Genomic DNA, 15,420 nt, shown 5'->3' on the forward strand with positions numbered 1-15,420 from the left:
AAAAATTAGTAATTGATCTTGACGCGATGGGCAGCCTGATGTACTAATAATAGAAAATTAGTAAAAGGATCTCATGATAAAGCCAGAACCCGCCCCACCTACTGAAAAAATATTCAACGACCCCAGCCTTTTTCATAAGCTGCTCGGGCGGTCTGACGAGCCGGATTTTTTGAAGCTGATCGAAAAAGCGAATGAAGACTACCTTTATTGGGACCGGTTTAAACAGATCTGGAGCTTGCCGGACATTCCTGCCGAGGAAGCCTGGGCGTATCTGATTTTCATGCGTACGGTCAAGATGAAAAGCATTCCTTTGAAATCGCGCGAAGGAAAACCATTCTGGTATTGGGTGCCGGATTCGTTTCTGCGCGCGCTTCATCAGATGGACCAGAACGCAGCAGGCACCATCCTTGTAGAAGACCCCGAGGCGCATGCTGGGGCACGTGAGCAATTCGTTATCAGTTCTCTCATGGAAGAGGCCATCGCTTCGAGTCAGCTTGAGGGCGCTGCGACGACGCGCGACGTGGCCAAGGAAATGCTGAGAACGGGAAGAAAGCCCAAAAATACGGCCGAACGCATGATATTAAACAACTATGTCACCATGAAAGCGCTGAAAAAGTACATCAAAGAACCCCTTTCCCGAAAAATGATTCTCGAGATCCACACTCTTTTATCGAAAGACACCCATTCGGACAAGTCGATCGCGGGCCGCTTCCGGAGAAATGATGAGGAAGTCCGGGTCATCTGGAATGACGGCACGGTATTGCACGTGCCGCCGCCCGCAGATGAGCTCGAAGAAAGAATGGCGGCCCTTTGTGAATTTGCCAATACCGAGGATCATCATTTTATTCATCCGGCCATCAAGGGCATGATCCTTCATTTTTGGCTCGCTTACGACCATCCCTTCGCCGACGGTAACGGCCGCACAGCCCGGGCCTTATTTTACTGGTACATGCTCAAGAAACGTTACTGGCTCATGGAATACATGTCCATTTCCAGAGTCATTAAAACGGCGCCCGCGAAATACGCGAAAGCTTATCTCTATTCCGAAAGCGCGGGGGAAGACCTGACCTATTTTCTCAATTATCACCTTAACGTGATCGAACGCGCGATGGCGGAGTTCCAGGGGTATGTCCGGTATAAGGCGGAGGAAGCGCGTGAAGCAAAAGTGAAAATTTCGATGGTGGAAGATCTCAACAACCGCCAATCGCAGCTGCTCTATAAAATGCTGACTGAGCCGGAGGCGGCTATGACCATCCAGCGGCATAGGAATACTTTCGGAACGACGTATGAAACGGCGCGGACAGATCTTTTGTCTCTCGCCAAACGGGGATATCTCAGACAGCATCGAAAGGGAAAGCAATTTGTTTATACTGTTACCGATAAATTAAAACGAAAAGCCGGCCTGGAAAAATGATGGGTTCCTCAAAGGGGAAGAAAATGAATAATAAGCTCACGGTGGAACGGCGTTTTGCCGCGTCTCTTTTTTTGCTCTCTTTTTTTTACCTCGGACATCTCTTGTTCTCTTCCCGCCTGCTGGCGGAGACCGCCAAGGAGAATCAAACGGTTTGCGACGCGGCGCGTGACGCGTGCACGGAAGAATGCGAGCCGGTTTATGACTTCGGGGACGACGTGGGCGCCCAGTGCGAGGTTGCCTGCAGCCAGGGCGCGCATGTGTGCAGCGATCATTCGCTCGACTGCGGCCGGTTTCAGGAAGAATGCGAGGCCGGATGTCCGACGAGCGACGGCAGCGGCAACGATGAAGGCTACTGGTGCCAGCACGCCTGCGAAGGCGGAGCCCGCGCGTGCCAGGGGCAGTGAGGATCGAGAAGGGCGCGGCGGTGAAGATCGCCGAAAAAAGATGCGGACCGGATCGGGCGATTGTGATCGACAAGAAGACGGGCGAAATCTTTATGATGGGAATGCGAAGGATGAAGGTCAGGTCTTTTGCCGCGGTGCTTCTGATCGCGATGCAGGCCGCGCCGCTCGCAGGCTGCGGGGAAAAAGAGTTCAAGACCTTCGCGGAAATCGATCGGGAGAAGGAAGCGGCCCGGAATTATTCGAAGGGAAAGCTCGAACGTCTTGCGCGGAATGCTTCGGAGAAGCGGTACGAGAACATGAAGAAGTTCCGCGAGGTCGAAGCAAAGGTCCGGGACATTCCGCTCGAGAAGCAGTTTGATAAGCCCGCGTCGAAATTAAAAGATCAGATGCGATTTTATACCGACAAGGTCGCCGGATATAACATGCTTTACGACAGCTACATGTATTTCTATCTCCAAAAGGGCGGCGATTACGAGAAGATCAAATTACGGCGAGACGAGGATTAACATGAAAAAAAGCGTTCTGTGTTTCGTCTTTATGGCGGGAGGAGTTTTTTTCGCGGCGTCTTCGGCCCGGGCGGTGACCGTGAAGAATATATCGGACCAGCCTATAGCGGTCGAGCGCTACGGCGAAACCGTCACGATCCCGCCGCAGGGATACGAATTTGTTTCGGACGCCGCGGCCAACGAGCCCGGGTTCCGGCAGATGATCCGGTCCAAGCAGCTCATGATCGTGAGAGACCCGGCGAAACAGATCCAGCCCAAGCTCACGGAAGCCTACTGCCGGTCGGACGATTATCCGGACGATGCGCTTTACTGCTGGATGGATCTTGCCGAGCAGGACGGGGCGCCGCAGTACTGCGAAGCGTTCGATTCCTGGGGCGGAATGAAAGAATGTCTCTATTACGTGGACCGCAAGCGCAAGGTCACGGTCGCGGACTGCAACTGGTTCGATCCGAAGAACCCGAATCGCCAGAACTGCATCGACTACGTGAACTCCGGCATTCCTTCCAAGCCGGGACGCAGTTATGAAGAGTCCCTCAAACTTTCCAATTAAGAGCCGGACGAGAGCGGGGGCCGAAGCGGGTTACAGTTTGCGCCGGGCGGCGACGATAGTTTTCCGTACGAGTTTCCTGCGCCTTCCGGCCGCCGGCATTTTCTCAGATCTTATTAAAAAGCGTCCCAAGGGCAGTCTTAATTCTCAGGAGAAAAACTTATGAAGAAATTATTCGGAACGGTTTTGGCGGTGATGATGGCGTTGACCTTGCCGGTGCCCGCGGCTTTCGCGCGGCCCGCGATCCTGGACCGGCGCGCGCCGGAAAAACAGCGGGCGGATATCGAGAAGCGGTCGCGGGAAGTCCTGGATCTTCTTTATAAAACGAAACCCGAAACCAAAGCGGTCGTGGAATCCGCGTACGGCTATGCGACGTTCAGCAATTTCGGCGTGAAAATCTTTCTCGCGGGAAGCGGTTCCGGGCGCGGGGTCGCGGTGGAAAATGCCACCGGCAGGAAAACCTTCATGAACATGGCCGAAGTGCAGGCCGGGCTCGGGCTGGGCGTGAAGAAGTTCATGTTGGTCTGGATTTTTACCAACGACAAGGCGTTCAATCAATTCGTGAATTCCGGCTGGTCCATTGGCGGCCAGGCCTCGGCCACGGCGAAAGCCGGCGGCGTGGGCGGCGCTTACGAAGGCGCGATCCCGATTGCCTCGGGCATCTGGCTCTATCAGCTGGCAGGTTCCGGCCTGGCGCTGGAGCTGACGGCCAAGGGCACCAAGTATTACAAAGACAATGACCTCAACGCCTCCGCCGAAGCGCCCGCGTCCGCGGGAGGAAACGATCTTCGAGAAAAAATGCAAAAGGCCAAGAATTCTTAACTTTCCGTTCCGGAAAGTCATGGCCGCGCGCAAACGCCTGCGGTAGAATCCTCGCCTATGTACTGCCAGAAATGCGACTCCTACATCCCCGACGGGCTGGGCCTTTCCGCGTGTCCCGCATGCAGCATTGATTTGAACGCCTTTCCGCCGAAAGCGCGCGTCCGTGCGGTTCAAGCGCCCGCGGCACCGGCGGCCAAAGCCGGGCCGGTTAAAAAGGCGGGGAAAAAACCCAGCCTGCTTTTATTCCTGATCGGCGGCGTGCTTTTGGGAATTCCGGGCGCGGTGGTGCTGGTGAAGCTGCGGCCGGCGGAAGAAGTCAAAGCGCCGGCCGCGGATCCGGCGGCCACAGCCACGGCCGCAGTGACGGCGCCCGCGGCCGCCGCGCAATTCACATCGGTTCCCACGCCGCGCTCGAGCGGCGAGATTCCCTGGGACCGCTTCGAGCTGAAGCCCGATCTCGAAGGCGCCAAGCACGACATCCGCGTGATTCTCCAATGGCTTATCGACTCGGACTTTCCCGGCTCCGAAACCATCCTGAAAAATTACCTCGCGGCGGTCGACGTGATGGGGGAAATGCCGTCGCCTTTTATTTTTACGAAAACGCATTCGGCGATCGGCGTCAATGTCTACGTGGACCCGCAGGCGCTGTCGAAATTCCTGGGCGAGGCCGTGGAAAAAAGATCGCCGGATTATTTCTGTTACATGATCGCGTCTCTCGTCGTGCAGGAGGCCTGGGGCTACGAATATTTCCATACCCCGAAAGCGGCGAGGGAACTGGAGGAGCTGCAGAAAATTCATGACCGCAAATCGGACGATCCGCAGGTCTATGTCAATGCGGTCCGGTTTTTGATGGCGCCCTGGGGGAACCAGCAGCTGGTCAAAAGTTTCTTCGAGCGGGACGGGGACGACATCGTGAAGCGCGCGGCCATGACTTTCTCGATGGAGGCTTTTGAGCTGACGGAAAAAAAGGAATTCGAAGCCTGGGCCGTGCGCAAGGGATTGATTTCCGAAGGACGCCTAAAGCCCATCGTCGGCCCCGCCATTAACCAGTGGCTCCAGGGACGCCTGCTCATCGCGGACATGAACGACAACGAGAGAATCTGGTTCGGGTTGAGCCAGCTTATCCCGATCAACGTGACCGCTCTTCAAGGCGGGCAAATCAACGACGAGTCGTTCACCTACGGCTTGTACGGCATTTACGAGATCTGGCGCTTTGTGGTGTCCGGCGGCAGCGAAGGCGTGGATCCCAACGCCATTGCCTCCGCGCAGACCAAAGGCCTGCCGCCTCCCTCGGCCTTCAAGACCATCTCACCCCAATTTTTAAAATACGTCAAAGAACCCTAGGCCATAGCCCTACACGCAGATGGGCATCCTCCGGACACCCAAAGAGCGTTTTTCCTCTGGGCCGGTTTTCTCTCCTCAGGCATGCTTTTTCATAGACGGAAGGTGAGGGGGAACGCCCTCTGAGAAAGACCGTCAGATTGCCTAAAACTCAGTTTTATAAAGGGTTACAAAAAATGGCGGGAACCGGTGGTTTTTGACGGTTGGATTTTGGGGGCGTTTTCCTTATAATACGTGAATATTCCTGCCGTTTTGGACGCCACAGGCGCAGAGGGACCTTCTTATGAATCAATCACACAATGAAATCTGGGACGAAGAATTGGCCGAGCGCCTGCTGATGAACAGTCAGGCCTGGGAGCTGCTTTTGGAAAAAGGCTACACTCCGGGGCAGAAGACGCGCGTCGAGTTTACGTTCGTAACCGAGAAGCGCGCCAATGCTCTGAAGCTCAAAGCGTTTTTGGAAACCAAGCCCGGTTACACGATCAAGGTCATCAATAACGATGACGAGTTCGAAGTCGCCTGCCACGCCGACATGGAGCTTTCGCTCGAAAGCCTGAACCCCTGGGTGACGATGATGGTGCAGGAGGCCCGCAAATGCGACAGCATGTTCGACGGCTGGATTGCGCCGCAAATCCTCATGGGCAAGGCCATGGAAGGCAAGCTCGAAATCGGGGCCGTTGATTTCTAAGGAATCCGCCCCGCAATAAACCAGGAGAAAGGTCTTTGGACCTGTCTCCTGGTTTTTTTATGCCTAAATGCCGGGCTTGGGCTTGTTCGCGTAGTGCTCGCCGCGGAGATTGGTGCGGATGAAGACTCCGACCTCAGGGGCTTTCGGCGGACGCGGAGCGCGGGGTTTGCTATCCGGGCGGCGAAAATCCCGGCCGCGGTCTTTGCGGTGGAAGTGCGGCTTGGAATCCCGGGAGAAGGGGCGCGGCGCGCGTGAAGGCGCCTGCCGTGACGCTGCCGCCAGGAGATCGATCTTTTTCTCAAGGGCCGCGAGTTTCTGGAGGATGTCGCTAAGGGCGGCCGTCAAAGATTCTTTCGGGGAAGACTCGTTCATAGGGTTCCTTTTAAGGCTGATTTGCGCTAGTGTATAGCGAAATGGCCGCGCAAGGGGATTTATTATGGCCGGGCCTGGTGCCAACGGCCACATCACAAAAAGGAAAGCGTATGAAAAAGAAAACGGCAAAAGCAAAAGTGTCGAAGAGCGGTTCCAAACGCTCCCAGGGCGGAGGGCTGGAATTGCCGAGCTTCGTGGACGCCATGACGAAACTCGTGCAAAGGCTCGAGTCGCTCGAAGGCAAGGTGGATGCTGTCATCAGCCGCGTATCGAATCTGGCCTTCGAAGTGCGGAACGCGGGCCATGCGCCGCAGCGCGCCGAACAGAAGCAAAGCCCGGGCCAGCCTGAGCGCCGCGAACGCGTCATGTATCAGGCCGTCTGCGCGGACTGCAAAAAAAGTTGCGAAGTCCCTTTTAAACCGAGCGAAAGCCGGGCAGTCTATTGTAAGGAGTGCTGGGCGCTCCGGAAATCCGGCCACGCGCCGCAGGATCCGGACATGCGGAGCAAGGTCAGCCCCGAGCGCAAGGCGCAGTACATGCCGCCTGCCATGGATTACACGCCGGAAAAGTCCGGGGCCGTGGCCGTGCTCAAGGGCAAAAAGGCCGCGAAGGCGACGAAGAAGCGCAAATAATCGCCCCCTCCCGAAAGGATTTATTCATGAAGCGCTGCCCGAACTGCAACGAAGACATCGACGAAGACCTTCTCGACCTCGGCGTCTGCCCGCAATGCGGCGATCCTCTGGACGAAGATGAGGAAGACGACGAAGAAAAAGATGAAGACGAGGAAGGCAAGCCTGATGACGAATAGCCGCGGACGGAAACTCTGCCTGGGGATGCTTGCGCTAATGGTGTGCAGCTTGTTCGCGCCCGCCGGAATTTATGCGAGTGACTATACGAAATGCGTCAGCGAATGCCCGTCCAAAGGTGTGGGGCTCCATTGTGAAGACAATGACGCCCAGTGCCAGGCCATCGACAAAGATTTCCGTACGTGCTACCAGAAGTGCAAGGACACGTTCTTGACGAAAACGCCGCCAAAGCCTCTGCCGAAGCCCCAGCCTTCCGTCTGATCCTCCCGCGCCTTCGCGATTTTCAGCCTTTCCCTGATCTGACCGCACCCGCGCGGCTCCTAAAATGGTTTCGACTTTCCAACCCGAAGGAGGCCGTCATGCCGAACTCTCATCCGATCAAGCAGGAAGATCCCAGGAAAAAGCAGCAGGAAAAATCCCGTCCGCATTCGACCCGAACACCGGCTGTGGACACGAATCCGCCCCGGCCGTATCCGGAAACGGGCGCGCCCGCTTAAGCCGCGCGCTTTTCCCGGTCGTCCATGATCGCATCGACTTTGCTTTCGATCCGCGCGATGGCCCGCTCCATTTTCTCGGAGCTGTCTTTGGACTGAGGGCTTCCTTTGTGGATGAGGAAAGAAGTCAGGATCACCATGCTGAAGAGCTGCAGGAATTCCGACTGCCAGTTTTCGAAGGTGGAGGACAGAAAGCGGGCGAGATATTCCGCGGTCTTGACCGCTTCGCCGTGAGCCGCTTGATCGGCGGCGAATTCCTTCCATTCGAAGAAGCCCTGCAGGAACCAGCTGACCAGGAAAAGCACGGCCAGCACGAGGCTGAGGCTGTAATCGCTGATTTTGAATGGTCTTTTTTTCATGTCCCGATGCTAGCCCCTGCGAAGGGGAAATGACATAAGGGGAAATCGCGGACCAGGGTCGAAAATTCCCTCAAAATCCGGCGCGTGTCTTTTCCCTCCGCGCATCCGAGGGACTCATTGGTCTTGCCGGGCCGGCGAAGCCTGCCTATACTCTCTTCATGTCGATCCCCGGCGCCGCAGTTAAACCCCAGGCCGTCCTCCCGAAATACGGGCTGATGATCGTCTTTCTCGCGGCTTTTCTCGGCCAGGGGCTTTGGGCCGCGTGGCGCGTGGGACAGACGACGGATGAAACCACTTACGTGGCCTCGGGATATCCGCTCTTGAGGGGCGACCCCAGGTTTTTGCAGGAGCATCCGCCGCTTTCCATGGAATGGGGCGCGCTGCCTCTTCTTTTTTTTCGTCTCGATTTTCCCGACCAGGCTTTTGTTCCGCTTCCGCACGATGCGCGGCTCGTCGACTTGGCGCGCACAGGCGCGAAATTTCTGTACCAGATGGGCCACGATCCCTACCGCACGCTATTTCTCGGAAGGATGATGATCGTCTTTCTCGGCGTCCTGCTGGGCGTCTTCGTCTTCGTTTTTACGGAAAATCTTTTTGGGACGGGCGCGGGCCTCTTCTCCCTGGCGCTGTATGCCTTTTGTCCGGACATCCTGGCGCATGCCAGCCTTTACACGACGGACTTGCCGGTCACGTGCTTCTATTTCATCGCCGCTTATTTTACCTGGCGCGCGGCCGAGCGCAGAGATACGCGCAGCCTTGTACTGGCCGGCGTCACGACAGGGCTGGCGCTTCTTTCTAAAGTGAGCGCGATCGTCGCGCTTCCGGCGCAGGCTTTTTTGTTCGCGGGAGATTTTTTCAAAAAACCGGCGGCGGGCGGGCCTGAGGATCCGCGCCTGGGCAAAGTTTTGACGGGACTGGCTGTTTTTCATTTGGTCATGAGCGCGTCGAACCGGCTGATGATGGTCGGGCTGGGCCCGGTATGCCTTCTTTATCTCCAGCATTTTTCCGGGCTGCGCCGGCAAACATCCAGGCCGCTCCGTTTTTTGAGCTGGGCGCTCACGGGCATGTGGGCGGCGGCCGTCATCTACGTGGCGAGCTTTCCGAAGAAATATTCGCCGCTCATGACCGGGGCCGGAATGGGATGGCTCGTCATTTCGGCGGCGCTCTACGCGGCGCTCTTCCGTCCGGATTTCCAGGCCAAAGCAAGGCGCCCTTTCGAGGCGCTGAGCGCGATCTGGTTCATCGCGGCTACGGCTGTGGTGCTGGGATTCGCGGATTTTCCTCTCAAAATCCTGCGGTTTTGTCCCTATGACGGCTACCTGGTTTCGTTCACGCTTTCCGTGTCGCACGCGGCGCGCTACCACATGCATTGCCTCGAAGGCTCGTTCATCAGCTGCGACTGGCGTTATTTTCTCGGCGTGATGTCCGTCAAAATTCCCCTGCTGGTTCTTGCCATGGCATTCACGGGCGCGGCGATCGTCCTGACCCGGCGGTCTTCGATCCGCGGGGCGAGGGCGGTCCTCTTCGGATTTCCGCTGGCGCTCCTTTTCGCCGCGAGCTTCATGAACAAGATCAACATCGGCGTCCGTCACGTGCTGCCGGTTTATCCCTTTCTTTTTGTGCTGGCCGGCGCGGCTTACGCGGCGCTTCGCGGGCTGCGGTCGGAAACGCTTCGCACGGGTTCCATCGCTTTCGTGAACACCGCGCTTTTCATGCTGATGCTTCGCACCGGAGCCCTGGCACCGGATTACCTGGTGTATTTCAATGAAGCCGTGGGAGACGCTGAGGCGGGCGCGCGCCTGGTCACGGATTCCAACATCGATTGGGGGCAGGACAACAGGGCGCTGGCCGAATATCTCAAAAAAAATTTCTCCGGCAAGACCGTTCGCGCCGGCGTGATGAATTCGAACAAAGAACTGTTCGACTACGTGGGCGTCTCCACTCCCATCATGGCGCCCGAAGAATACCAGCATCCCGCGCCCGGCCATTACGTGCTGGGCATCGAGAACTACGTGATCGAGCAGCGCGACCCGCGTTCGTGGTTTCGCGGCAAGCGGCCCGATGCCGTCATCGGGAAGACGCGCTATTTGTTCGAAGTAAAGGAATGATTACGGCGAAAGGCCGTTCGTGTTATATTTGAACGGACTTATCGGGCCGTTCAAGATAGATCATCATGATGGAGGTTTTATGAACGTGGACTCATTGACCGCGGCCGAGGTGATGAACCGGAACGTAAAGACGCTCTCCCGCAGCTCAAAGCTCAAGGAACTGATGCGGTTTTTGATGGAGAACCACATCTCCGGCGTGCCCGTCGTGGACGAGCAGAGCAAATTCGTCGGCGTGGTTTCGACTACCGACGTGCTGCGGCGCATCACGCTTCAGATCGCGCTCAAAGAAGAATTCGCCTCGACCGACCTCGCGGAAGTCATCGACAAGACCATTGAGTCCATCATCAGCCGGCCGCTTTTCAATTTCAAGGAAACGGACAGGATCAAAGACATTGCCAAGGTCATGATGGAAAAAGGCATTCACCGCGTTTTCATCGTGGACGGCGGCAACAATCTCAAGGGTGTGATCTCGGCCATGGATTTCGTGAAGCTCGTGGGAAAGAGCTGATGAACCGCGCCTACGTCATTCTGACCGTGGGATTCTTGATCGTGGCGGCGACGGCCGGGGCAGATATAAAAATGGGGGCAGGTCCTGGGACCTGTCCCCGCTTCTTTCAGGCGGGTGGCTGATGCCGGACCGGAAAAGGAAAGAAGCCGCGGCCTCCTACAAGGCGCAATTCGAAAAGATGCGCGGGCTGCTGGAAAAAAACGCGCTTCGCATGAAGCAGGATAAGAAACTGCACGAGGCCGTGACGCATTACCAGGTTCAGAAAAGCCTCGAGAGGATCGCTGAGGCGGACAAGCTGCTGGCGGCGGCAGCGGCCGCGCTGGCGGGCAGGGAAGCCCCGCCGGGCCGTAAGCATAAACTCATCATGCCGCGTCAGGGTGATTTGCTCTAACTCCGTCCGCAACGAAATAGCTGATCACGCTGCCGTCCGGTAAACGTCTCATTTCGTAATGTCCGGGCGAGGAACGCCGGTTCAATTTCAACAGGTCGGCCTTGAACTCGTTCAAATGCTTCTGCGCGGCGGCCAAAATCCGCGAAGCCTGCGTAAAACCTTCCATCGCCTGATCCATCTGCGTCAGATATTCGTGATGAGTGTCCATGCGTTAACCCTCCACCTTTAAATTTCGCCCATCCGCTGGATTTCGGTATAGGACGAGTCCTTCTTTGAGTAGAGAGAATGGACGACGGAGGCGTAAGGATTTCCCTTAGGCGGCTTCGGCGCGCGGGACCGCGAATTCCTTGGGCGCTGCGCTGAGGCCGTGCCGGGCATTGTACGATTTCGTAAAGGATGCGCCCCAAAAAAGAATGACCGCCGAATAATAAACCCACAGCATGAGCACGACGATGGTTCCCGCCGCGCCATAAGTCGACGCGACATGGCTTTTTCCCAGATACAGCCCGATCAGATTTTTTCCCACTTCGAAAAACAGCGCGGTCGCCAGGCCGCCGACCCAGGAACTTCGCCAGGGAATCTTTGCGTCCGGAAGAAACTTGAACATGGAAGCGAAGAGAAGGCTCGTGATGCCCAAAGCAAAGGCCATTTCGAAGAATTTGATCGCGGCGGCGAACACTTCCGGCATGAACTGCGTCATGTAATGCCAGAAGGAGGCAAGCAGCGCGCTCACCGCGAGCGAGACGAGGAGAAGGAAAGAGATGCCGAGCACCATGCCGAGCGACAAAAAACGCTGGCGGATCATGAGCAGCCAGGCCTTGGCCTGCCGGGGTTTGGTTTTGACTTCCCAGATTTTGTTGAAGCACCGCTGCAGCTGCGTGAACACGCCCGTGGCGCCGACGACGAGCGTGGCAAGGCCCGCGGCCGTCGCGATCCGGCTGGCCTGCGGATGGTAGGCATGCTCGATCATGGTCTGGATCGTGGCCGCGGCATCGTCGCCCACGAGCCCGCGGATCTCGCCGAAAAGCGAGCCGGTCACCGCGTCCTGGCCGAGAAAAAGACTGGCCACCGCGATGATGACGATGAGCATGGGCGCCAGCGAAAAAATAGTGTAGTAGGCGAGAGAGGCGGCCATGTTCATGCAATCGGCCCGGCTGAATTCCCGGAAAGAGTCTTTGATGAGCTGAAAGACGCCCGGCTTTTGCATGATTTCCTCCCGTTTCTAAAAGCAGCATTTCCGGTGCCAGGCGGGCGCGGCTGCGGCGGGCCCGGAAAAATTTTTTTAAAATTCCTCCCGGGGACTACGCGGCCTTGCGCGATTGCCGAAAAAGGAAGCTGCCGGGTGTCGTAAAATTGGACAATCCCGGCATCCGCAGTCTTTGATCTTTTTCCGATTTGCGATTAAGATGGGGCCTGCGAGGAACGGCATGACCGAAAAAACACGCTTTATCGAACTGAGGCTCCGCGGGATCACGCAGCTTTTCAATTCCATGGACCCTTCGCCTTTTCACGAAAAGGATCTGGACCATGACGCGGAGGAATTCATCGTGAGCTGGGCGCAGGAATATCCTTCCAAAGCCCCGCTTGCCTTGAGGATTTACCTGGACCAGGGCGCGGAAAACAAGGAAACGGCGGACTTGGTGTGTCAGGCTATCCAGCATTATTTCAACTACCGCGCCCAGCTCAGCCAGCGGGAATTCCGGCAGATGATGCGCAAGGCGGAGAAGAGCCTGCTGATCGGCATCGTCTTTCTCGCCGCCTGTCTCGCGGCCGCCGGGCTTCTCGACTCGGGCGCGGGGCCGGCTCGGAATTATTTTTTCAAGGAAAGCCTGACCATCGTCGGCTGGGTGGCCATGTGGCGCCCGATCGAGATGTATTTGTACGACTGGTGGCCCGTGGCGAGGCAGATCCGTACCTATAAAAAGCTGAGCGTGATTCCCGTGGAAGTCGCCAAGAATCCGTACGGCACGGCCCCTCAAGCCAAATTTCAGTGAGCCTCCCGTGGCGGAACACGAAAATCCCGCGTCGCCCCGTTTCTCCCTGAAAGACAGCCTGCGCAGCTTCGGGCCGGTGATCGTATCACTCTTCGCGGCCGTGGGCATCCTCACGTTCCTGTTCCGCTACGTCAACCTGCAGCCCGCGGTCGAAGAAAACTTTTTCTTCTCCAACGAAGATCCCCAGCTCCGGGAAGACAAAAAAATCTCCGCCATTTTTCCGCAGACCGCCCAGATCATCCTGAGCGCCTCGGGCGATCTCGCGTCCGAATCGTACCAGCTCAAAGTCAAAGATTTGAGCGACGTCTTCGCGGCCATGCCTGAAGTGCTCGCGGTGCAGTCGCTCTCGCGGGGACCTGACAGTCTCGAGGACGCGATGGAGAGCGAGTTGTGGCGGCGCACCCTCATCGCCAAAGATAAGGACGCTTCCTTTATTTTCATCTTCCTGAAAGAAAATCCCACGGAAACTTTCATCACTCAGGTGCGGAAGCTGCGCGAAAAATATCAGGCCCCGGATTTCCGCCTCATGATTTCCGGAGGACCGTACATCGTGGAGATGATCCGCCGCAGCCTGTTCCGCGACCTGCAGGTCTTCAGCGTGACGGCGCTCGCCATGTTTTCGCTGTGCCTGCTTTTTCTTTTCCGCTCCTACTGGATCGTGGGCGGCACGGTCGTGTCGTCGCTCATCGCAAGCGCGCTCGCGCTGATCGCCAACCAGGCGCTGCGCATCCAGATGGGATTCCTGACGTCGAATCTTTCCACCATCGTTTTCGTGCTCACGCTCTCGCACATCACGTTCCTGACCGCGGACTGGAAACAGATCATGGACGCCAGGAGCGGCGGTAAAAATCCGGGCTGGAAGGCGGCCCGGCAGACGTTCGAGGCCGCGCTCTGGAGCACGGCCACGGCGCTGCTGGGTTTTCTCAGCCTTTTTTTCGTGCAGGCCAAGTCGCTCCGCCAGTTCGGCGCGGCCGGCTCCATCGGCGTTTTTTTCTCGCTCATCGGGGCGTACGCCATTTACCCGTGGTTCCTCGACTGCCAGAAAACAAGGCCGCATTTTTTCAAGGCGCGTCCCCAGGTGGATGCCCGGATGGCCGCGTTTTTCAAAAAGCCGCAAGGGTGGGTGACGGCGGTGTTCGCGCTGCTCACGCTGCTTTCGGTTCCTGTCCTTTCGCGGCTCAACACGGACCCGAGCCTGTTCACGTATTTTCGCAAAGGCGGCGAGATCCGCGAAGGCCTCGAGTACATCGACAAGAACGGCGGCAGCAACATCCTGAACATCGTCGTGTCGGACCCCGGCGGCGCGGAGCTGAACACCCGCGAAGCCATGCGCCGCATGTGGGAACTCCAGGAAGCCCTGGAAAAAGATCCGGCGGTGGGCAGCGTGGTGTCGATCCCGCTGCTGCTGAACGAAGCCAAGCGCTCGAAGCTCGCCAAGTTTCTGACCAACGAATGGCTGCTGGACATCATGGAAAGCCCGCGCTTCGGGGAAATCGCGAAATATTTCATCACGTCCGACCGCAAACAGGCTTTGTTCACGCTGCGCATGAAAGAAGGGGGACTCCAGGAAAAACGGCTGGACGCGGCCGAGCGCGTGCGGCAGGTCGTGACGGGGCAGCATTTCAAAGCGGATCTCATCGGCGGGATTTTCGTGCTGCAGGGCCGGCTGGCGTCGCTGGTCAACACGAGTCTGATCTCCGGCGGCATCCTGATGAATGCCGTGATCCTTTTGATCACGTGGTTTCTCTCGCGCTCGCTGCGCGTCGCGGCCGCGATGCTGGCCAGCCTTTACTTTGTCCCGGCCGTCATGTTCGGAGTTTTCGGCCTTTTCCGCGTGCCCATCGACATTATTTCCGCGCCCGCCGTGAACCTGGCGCTCGGCATGGGCGTGGATTCCATGATCCACATGGTCATCCACATCCGGAGAAAAGGGGAAGACATCCGGGATTGGAAGTCCTGGGCCGGCGCGCGGGAACATCTGCTCGAGCCGATCCTGTGGTCCACGCTCGTCGTTTCCGCGGGCTTCGCGGTTTTCATGATGTCGAATTTTCCGCCCACGCAGCGTTTCGGCGCCGCGGTCATGCTCGGCACGCTTCTCACACCCGTGGGCGCGCTGTTCACCCTGCCGTACCTGGGCGGCGCGCCGCTGCCGTTCAACCTCAAAAGGAAAAAATAATGCGTCTCACCGGCCTGCCGCCGCTCACTCCTGAGCGTCCCCGGCTGCTGCTCCTCGGAACCTTTCCCGGCGTGCTCTCGCTCCAGAAGCGGGAATATTACGGAAACCCGATGAACGGCTTTTGGAAAATCCTGTGCGGCGCGCTCGGCGTTTCCGAGGTGCCTGCCGCTTACGCGGAAAAAAAGCGGATGCTCCGCCGGCACGGCATTGCCTTGTGGGATGTTTTCGGCTCGTGCGAGCGAAAAGGTTCCGGCGATCACATGATCCGGAATTTCTGCGTGAGCGATGTGCCGGGATTTTTAAAAAAACATCCGTCCATCCGGAAAGTGATTCTCGAAAGCCGCACCGCGGAGAAAATCTGGAAAAGCCATTTCGAAAAGCACACGTCCGTTCCCGGCGTTTATGTGCCTTCGCCGAGCAGCCGCGCGCGGCTTCCGCTGCCGGAAAAAATCAAGTGGTGGAAAAGGGCTTTGGAGAACGGCAAATAAGG

Annotated in this window: 21 protein-coding genes; 17 read left to right on the forward strand and 4 right to left on the reverse strand. The window is 57.4% G+C overall.

The genetic code is table 11. The features are described from left to right. The first annotated feature begins 73 nt into the window (after nt 1-73). From VL688_06775 to VL688_06805, 7 genes are all read left to right on the forward strand, one after another. Nucleotides 74-1,414, forward strand: a complete 1,341-nt coding sequence (locus VL688_06775) for a Fic family protein (protein HTL47751.1) — start codon at nt 74-76, stop codon at nt 1,412-1,414. A 23-nt stretch (nt 1,415-1,437) separates the two neighbouring features. Then, nucleotides 1,438-1,818, forward strand: a complete 381-nt coding sequence (locus tag VL688_06780) for a hypothetical protein (protein ID HTL47752.1) — start codon at nt 1,438-1,440, stop codon at nt 1,816-1,818. Beyond that, nucleotides 1,803-2,324, forward strand: coding sequence for a hypothetical protein (locus VL688_06785; protein HTL47753.1), 522 nt, complete (start codon nt 1,803-1,805; stop codon nt 2,322-2,324). The genes VL688_06780 and VL688_06785 overlap by 16 nt, the downstream gene beginning before the upstream one ends. Before the next feature lies 1 nt (nt 2,325). Next, complete coding sequence (locus VL688_06790; protein ID HTL47754.1) at nt 2,326-2,874, forward strand: hypothetical protein; 549 nt, start codon at nt 2,326-2,328, stop codon at nt 2,872-2,874. Nucleotides 2,875-3,033: 159 nt separating this feature from the next. Further along, complete coding sequence (locus VL688_06795) at nt 3,034-3,693, forward strand: YSC84-related protein (GenBank protein ID HTL47755.1); 660 nt, start codon at nt 3,034-3,036, stop codon at nt 3,691-3,693. Between the two features lie 57 nt (nt 3,694-3,750). After that, nucleotides 3,751-5,037, forward strand: coding sequence for a hypothetical protein (locus VL688_06800; GenBank protein ID HTL47756.1), 1,287 nt, complete (start codon nt 3,751-3,753; stop codon nt 5,035-5,037). A 280-nt stretch (nt 5,038-5,317) separates the two neighbouring features. After that, nucleotides 5,318-5,722 (forward strand): ribonuclease E inhibitor RraB, encoded by a 405-nt coding sequence (locus VL688_06805; GenBank protein ID HTL47757.1) that lies wholly within the window; start codon nt 5,318-5,320, stop codon nt 5,720-5,722. A gap of 63 nt (nt 5,723-5,785) precedes the next feature. On the opposite strand, the gene VL688_06810 is transcribed toward VL688_06805, so the two are convergent. Further along, on the reverse strand, nt 5,786-6,094 hold the full coding sequence (locus VL688_06810) for a hypothetical protein (protein HTL47758.1): 309 nt from the start codon (nt 6,092-6,094) through the stop codon (nt 5,786-5,788). Nucleotides 6,095-6,204: 110 nt separating this feature from the next. Between VL688_06810 and VL688_06815 the strand changes: the two genes are divergently transcribed. The 4 genes from VL688_06815 (at nt 6,205) to VL688_06830 (ending at nt 7,397) form a co-directional block, all read left to right on the forward strand. Further along, on the forward strand, nt 6,205-6,726 hold the full coding sequence (locus tag VL688_06815; GenBank protein HTL47759.1) for a CxxC-x17-CxxC domain-containing protein: 522 nt from the start codon (nt 6,205-6,207) through the stop codon (nt 6,724-6,726). A gap of 26 nt (nt 6,727-6,752) precedes the next feature. Beyond that, a complete protein-coding gene (locus VL688_06820; protein ID HTL47760.1) occupies nt 6,753-6,902 on the forward strand; it encodes a hypothetical protein in 150 nt (49 codons plus the stop codon). Next, on the forward strand, nt 6,892-7,161 hold the full coding sequence (locus tag VL688_06825; GenBank protein HTL47761.1) for a hypothetical protein: 270 nt from the start codon (nt 6,892-6,894) through the stop codon (nt 7,159-7,161). The genes VL688_06820 and VL688_06825 overlap by 11 nt, the downstream gene beginning before the upstream one ends. Before the next feature lie 98 nt (nt 7,162-7,259). After that, entirely contained in the window at nt 7,260-7,397 is a 138-nt protein-coding gene (locus tag VL688_06830) for a hypothetical protein (GenBank protein ID HTL47762.1), read from the forward strand. Here the strand turns inward: VL688_06830 and VL688_06835 are convergent. Beyond that, entirely contained in the window at nt 7,394-7,753 is a 360-nt protein-coding gene (locus VL688_06835) for a DUF6766 family protein (GenBank protein HTL47763.1), read from the reverse strand. The genes VL688_06830 and VL688_06835 overlap by 4 nt on opposite strands. A gap of 215 nt (nt 7,754-7,968) precedes the next feature. Between VL688_06835 and VL688_06840 the strand changes: the two genes are divergently transcribed. From VL688_06840 to VL688_06850, 3 genes are all read left to right on the forward strand, one after another. Beyond that, complete coding sequence (locus tag VL688_06840; protein HTL47764.1) at nt 7,969-9,861, forward strand: glycosyltransferase family 39 protein; 1,893 nt, start codon at nt 7,969-7,971, stop codon at nt 9,859-9,861. A 79-nt stretch (nt 9,862-9,940) separates the two neighbouring features. After that, nucleotides 9,941-10,369 (forward strand): CBS domain-containing protein, encoded by a 429-nt coding sequence (locus VL688_06845; protein HTL47765.1) that lies wholly within the window; start codon nt 9,941-9,943, stop codon nt 10,367-10,369. 121 nt (nt 10,370-10,490) lie between these two features. Further along, nucleotides 10,491-10,760 carry a hypothetical protein gene (locus tag VL688_06850; protein ID HTL47766.1) on the forward strand — a complete coding sequence of 90 codons (270 nt, stop codon included), beginning with the start codon at nt 10,491-10,493 and terminating at the stop codon, nt 10,758-10,760. Here the strand turns inward: VL688_06850 and VL688_06855 are convergent. Then, nucleotides 10,732-10,968, reverse strand: coding sequence for a hypothetical protein (locus VL688_06855; GenBank protein HTL47767.1), 237 nt, complete (start codon nt 10,966-10,968; stop codon nt 10,732-10,734). The genes VL688_06850 and VL688_06855 overlap by 29 nt on opposite strands. 105 nt (nt 10,969-11,073) lie before the next feature. After that, nucleotides 11,074-11,967: a YihY/virulence factor BrkB family protein gene (locus VL688_06860; protein HTL47768.1), complete on the reverse strand. Its 894-nt coding sequence runs from the start codon at nt 11,965-11,967 to the stop codon at nt 11,074-11,076. 220 nt (nt 11,968-12,187) lie between these two features. On the opposite strand from VL688_06860, the gene VL688_06865 reads away from it, so the two are divergent. Genes VL688_06865 through VL688_06875 form a run of 3 tightly spaced genes read left to right on the forward strand, consistent with a single transcriptional unit; the run spans nt 12,188 to nt 15,418 of the window. Then, a complete protein-coding gene (locus tag VL688_06865; protein HTL47769.1) occupies nt 12,188-12,754 on the forward strand; it encodes a hypothetical protein in 567 nt (188 codons plus the stop codon). A gap of 7 nt (nt 12,755-12,761) precedes the next feature. After that, complete coding sequence (locus VL688_06870; protein ID HTL47770.1) at nt 12,762-14,930, forward strand: MMPL family transporter; 2,169 nt, start codon at nt 12,762-12,764, stop codon at nt 14,928-14,930. After that, a complete protein-coding gene (locus VL688_06875) occupies nt 14,930-15,418 on the forward strand; it encodes a DNA-deoxyinosine glycosylase (protein ID HTL47771.1) in 489 nt (162 codons plus the stop codon). Before VL688_06870 ends, VL688_06875 begins: the two co-directional genes overlap by 1 nt. Nucleotides 15,419-15,420: the final 2 nt, after the last annotated feature.

This window comes from Verrucomicrobiia bacterium (assembly GCA_035495615.1).
Taxonomy (GTDB): domain Bacteria; phylum Omnitrophota; class Omnitrophia; order Omnitrophales; family Aquincolibacteriaceae; genus DATJFP01.

What these genes read in the sequence shown, in the direction of transcription:
- VL688_06810 (HTL47758.1), bottom strand. Translation starts at nt 6,094, where the DNA reads ATGAACGAGTCTTCCCCGAAAGAATCTTTGACGGCCGCCCTTAGCGAC.
- VL688_06835 (HTL47763.1), bottom strand. Translation starts at nt 7,753, where the DNA reads ATGAAAAAAAGACCATTCAAAATCAGCGATTACAGCCTCAGCCTCGTG.
- VL688_06850 (HTL47766.1), top strand. Translation starts at nt 10,491, where the DNA reads ATGCCGGACCGGAAAAGGAAAGAAGCCGCGGCCTCCTACAAGGCGCAA.
- VL688_06790 (HTL47754.1), top strand. Translation starts at nt 2,326, where the DNA reads ATGAAAAAAAGCGTTCTGTGTTTCGTCTTTATGGCGGGAGGAGTTTTT.
- VL688_06795 (HTL47755.1), top strand. Translation starts at nt 3,034, where the DNA reads ATGAAGAAATTATTCGGAACGGTTTTGGCGGTGATGATGGCGTTGACC.
- VL688_06840 (HTL47764.1), top strand. Translation starts at nt 7,969, where the DNA reads ATGATCGTCTTTCTCGCGGCTTTTCTCGGCCAGGGGCTTTGGGCCGCG.
- VL688_06805 (HTL47757.1), top strand. Translation starts at nt 5,318, where the DNA reads ATGAATCAATCACACAATGAAATCTGGGACGAAGAATTGGCCGAGCGC.
- VL688_06800 (HTL47756.1), top strand. Translation starts at nt 3,751, where the DNA reads ATGTACTGCCAGAAATGCGACTCCTACATCCCCGACGGGCTGGGCCTT.
- VL688_06865 (HTL47769.1), top strand. Translation starts at nt 12,188, where the DNA reads ATGACCGAAAAAACACGCTTTATCGAACTGAGGCTCCGCGGGATCACG.
- VL688_06845 (HTL47765.1), top strand. Translation starts at nt 9,941, where the DNA reads ATGAACGTGGACTCATTGACCGCGGCCGAGGTGATGAACCGGAACGTA.
- VL688_06860 (HTL47768.1), bottom strand. Translation starts at nt 11,967, where the DNA reads ATGCAAAAGCCGGGCGTCTTTCAGCTCATCAAAGACTCTTTCCGGGAA.
- VL688_06780 (HTL47752.1), top strand. Translation starts at nt 1,438, where the DNA reads ATGAATAATAAGCTCACGGTGGAACGGCGTTTTGCCGCGTCTCTTTTT.
- VL688_06820 (HTL47760.1), top strand. Translation starts at nt 6,753, where the DNA reads ATGAAGCGCTGCCCGAACTGCAACGAAGACATCGACGAAGACCTTCTC.
- VL688_06775 (HTL47751.1), top strand. Translation starts at nt 74, where the DNA reads ATGATAAAGCCAGAACCCGCCCCACCTACTGAAAAAATATTCAACGAC.
- VL688_06875 (HTL47771.1), top strand. Translation starts at nt 14,930, where the DNA reads ATGCGTCTCACCGGCCTGCCGCCGCTCACTCCTGAGCGTCCCCGGCTG.
- VL688_06815 (HTL47759.1), top strand. Translation starts at nt 6,205, where the DNA reads ATGAAAAAGAAAACGGCAAAAGCAAAAGTGTCGAAGAGCGGTTCCAAA.
- VL688_06825 (HTL47761.1), top strand. Translation starts at nt 6,892, where the DNA reads ATGACGAATAGCCGCGGACGGAAACTCTGCCTGGGGATGCTTGCGCTA.
- VL688_06830 (HTL47762.1), top strand. Translation starts at nt 7,260, where the DNA reads ATGCCGAACTCTCATCCGATCAAGCAGGAAGATCCCAGGAAAAAGCAG.
- VL688_06855 (HTL47767.1), bottom strand. Translation starts at nt 10,968, where the DNA reads ATGGACACTCATCACGAATATCTGACGCAGATGGATCAGGCGATGGAA.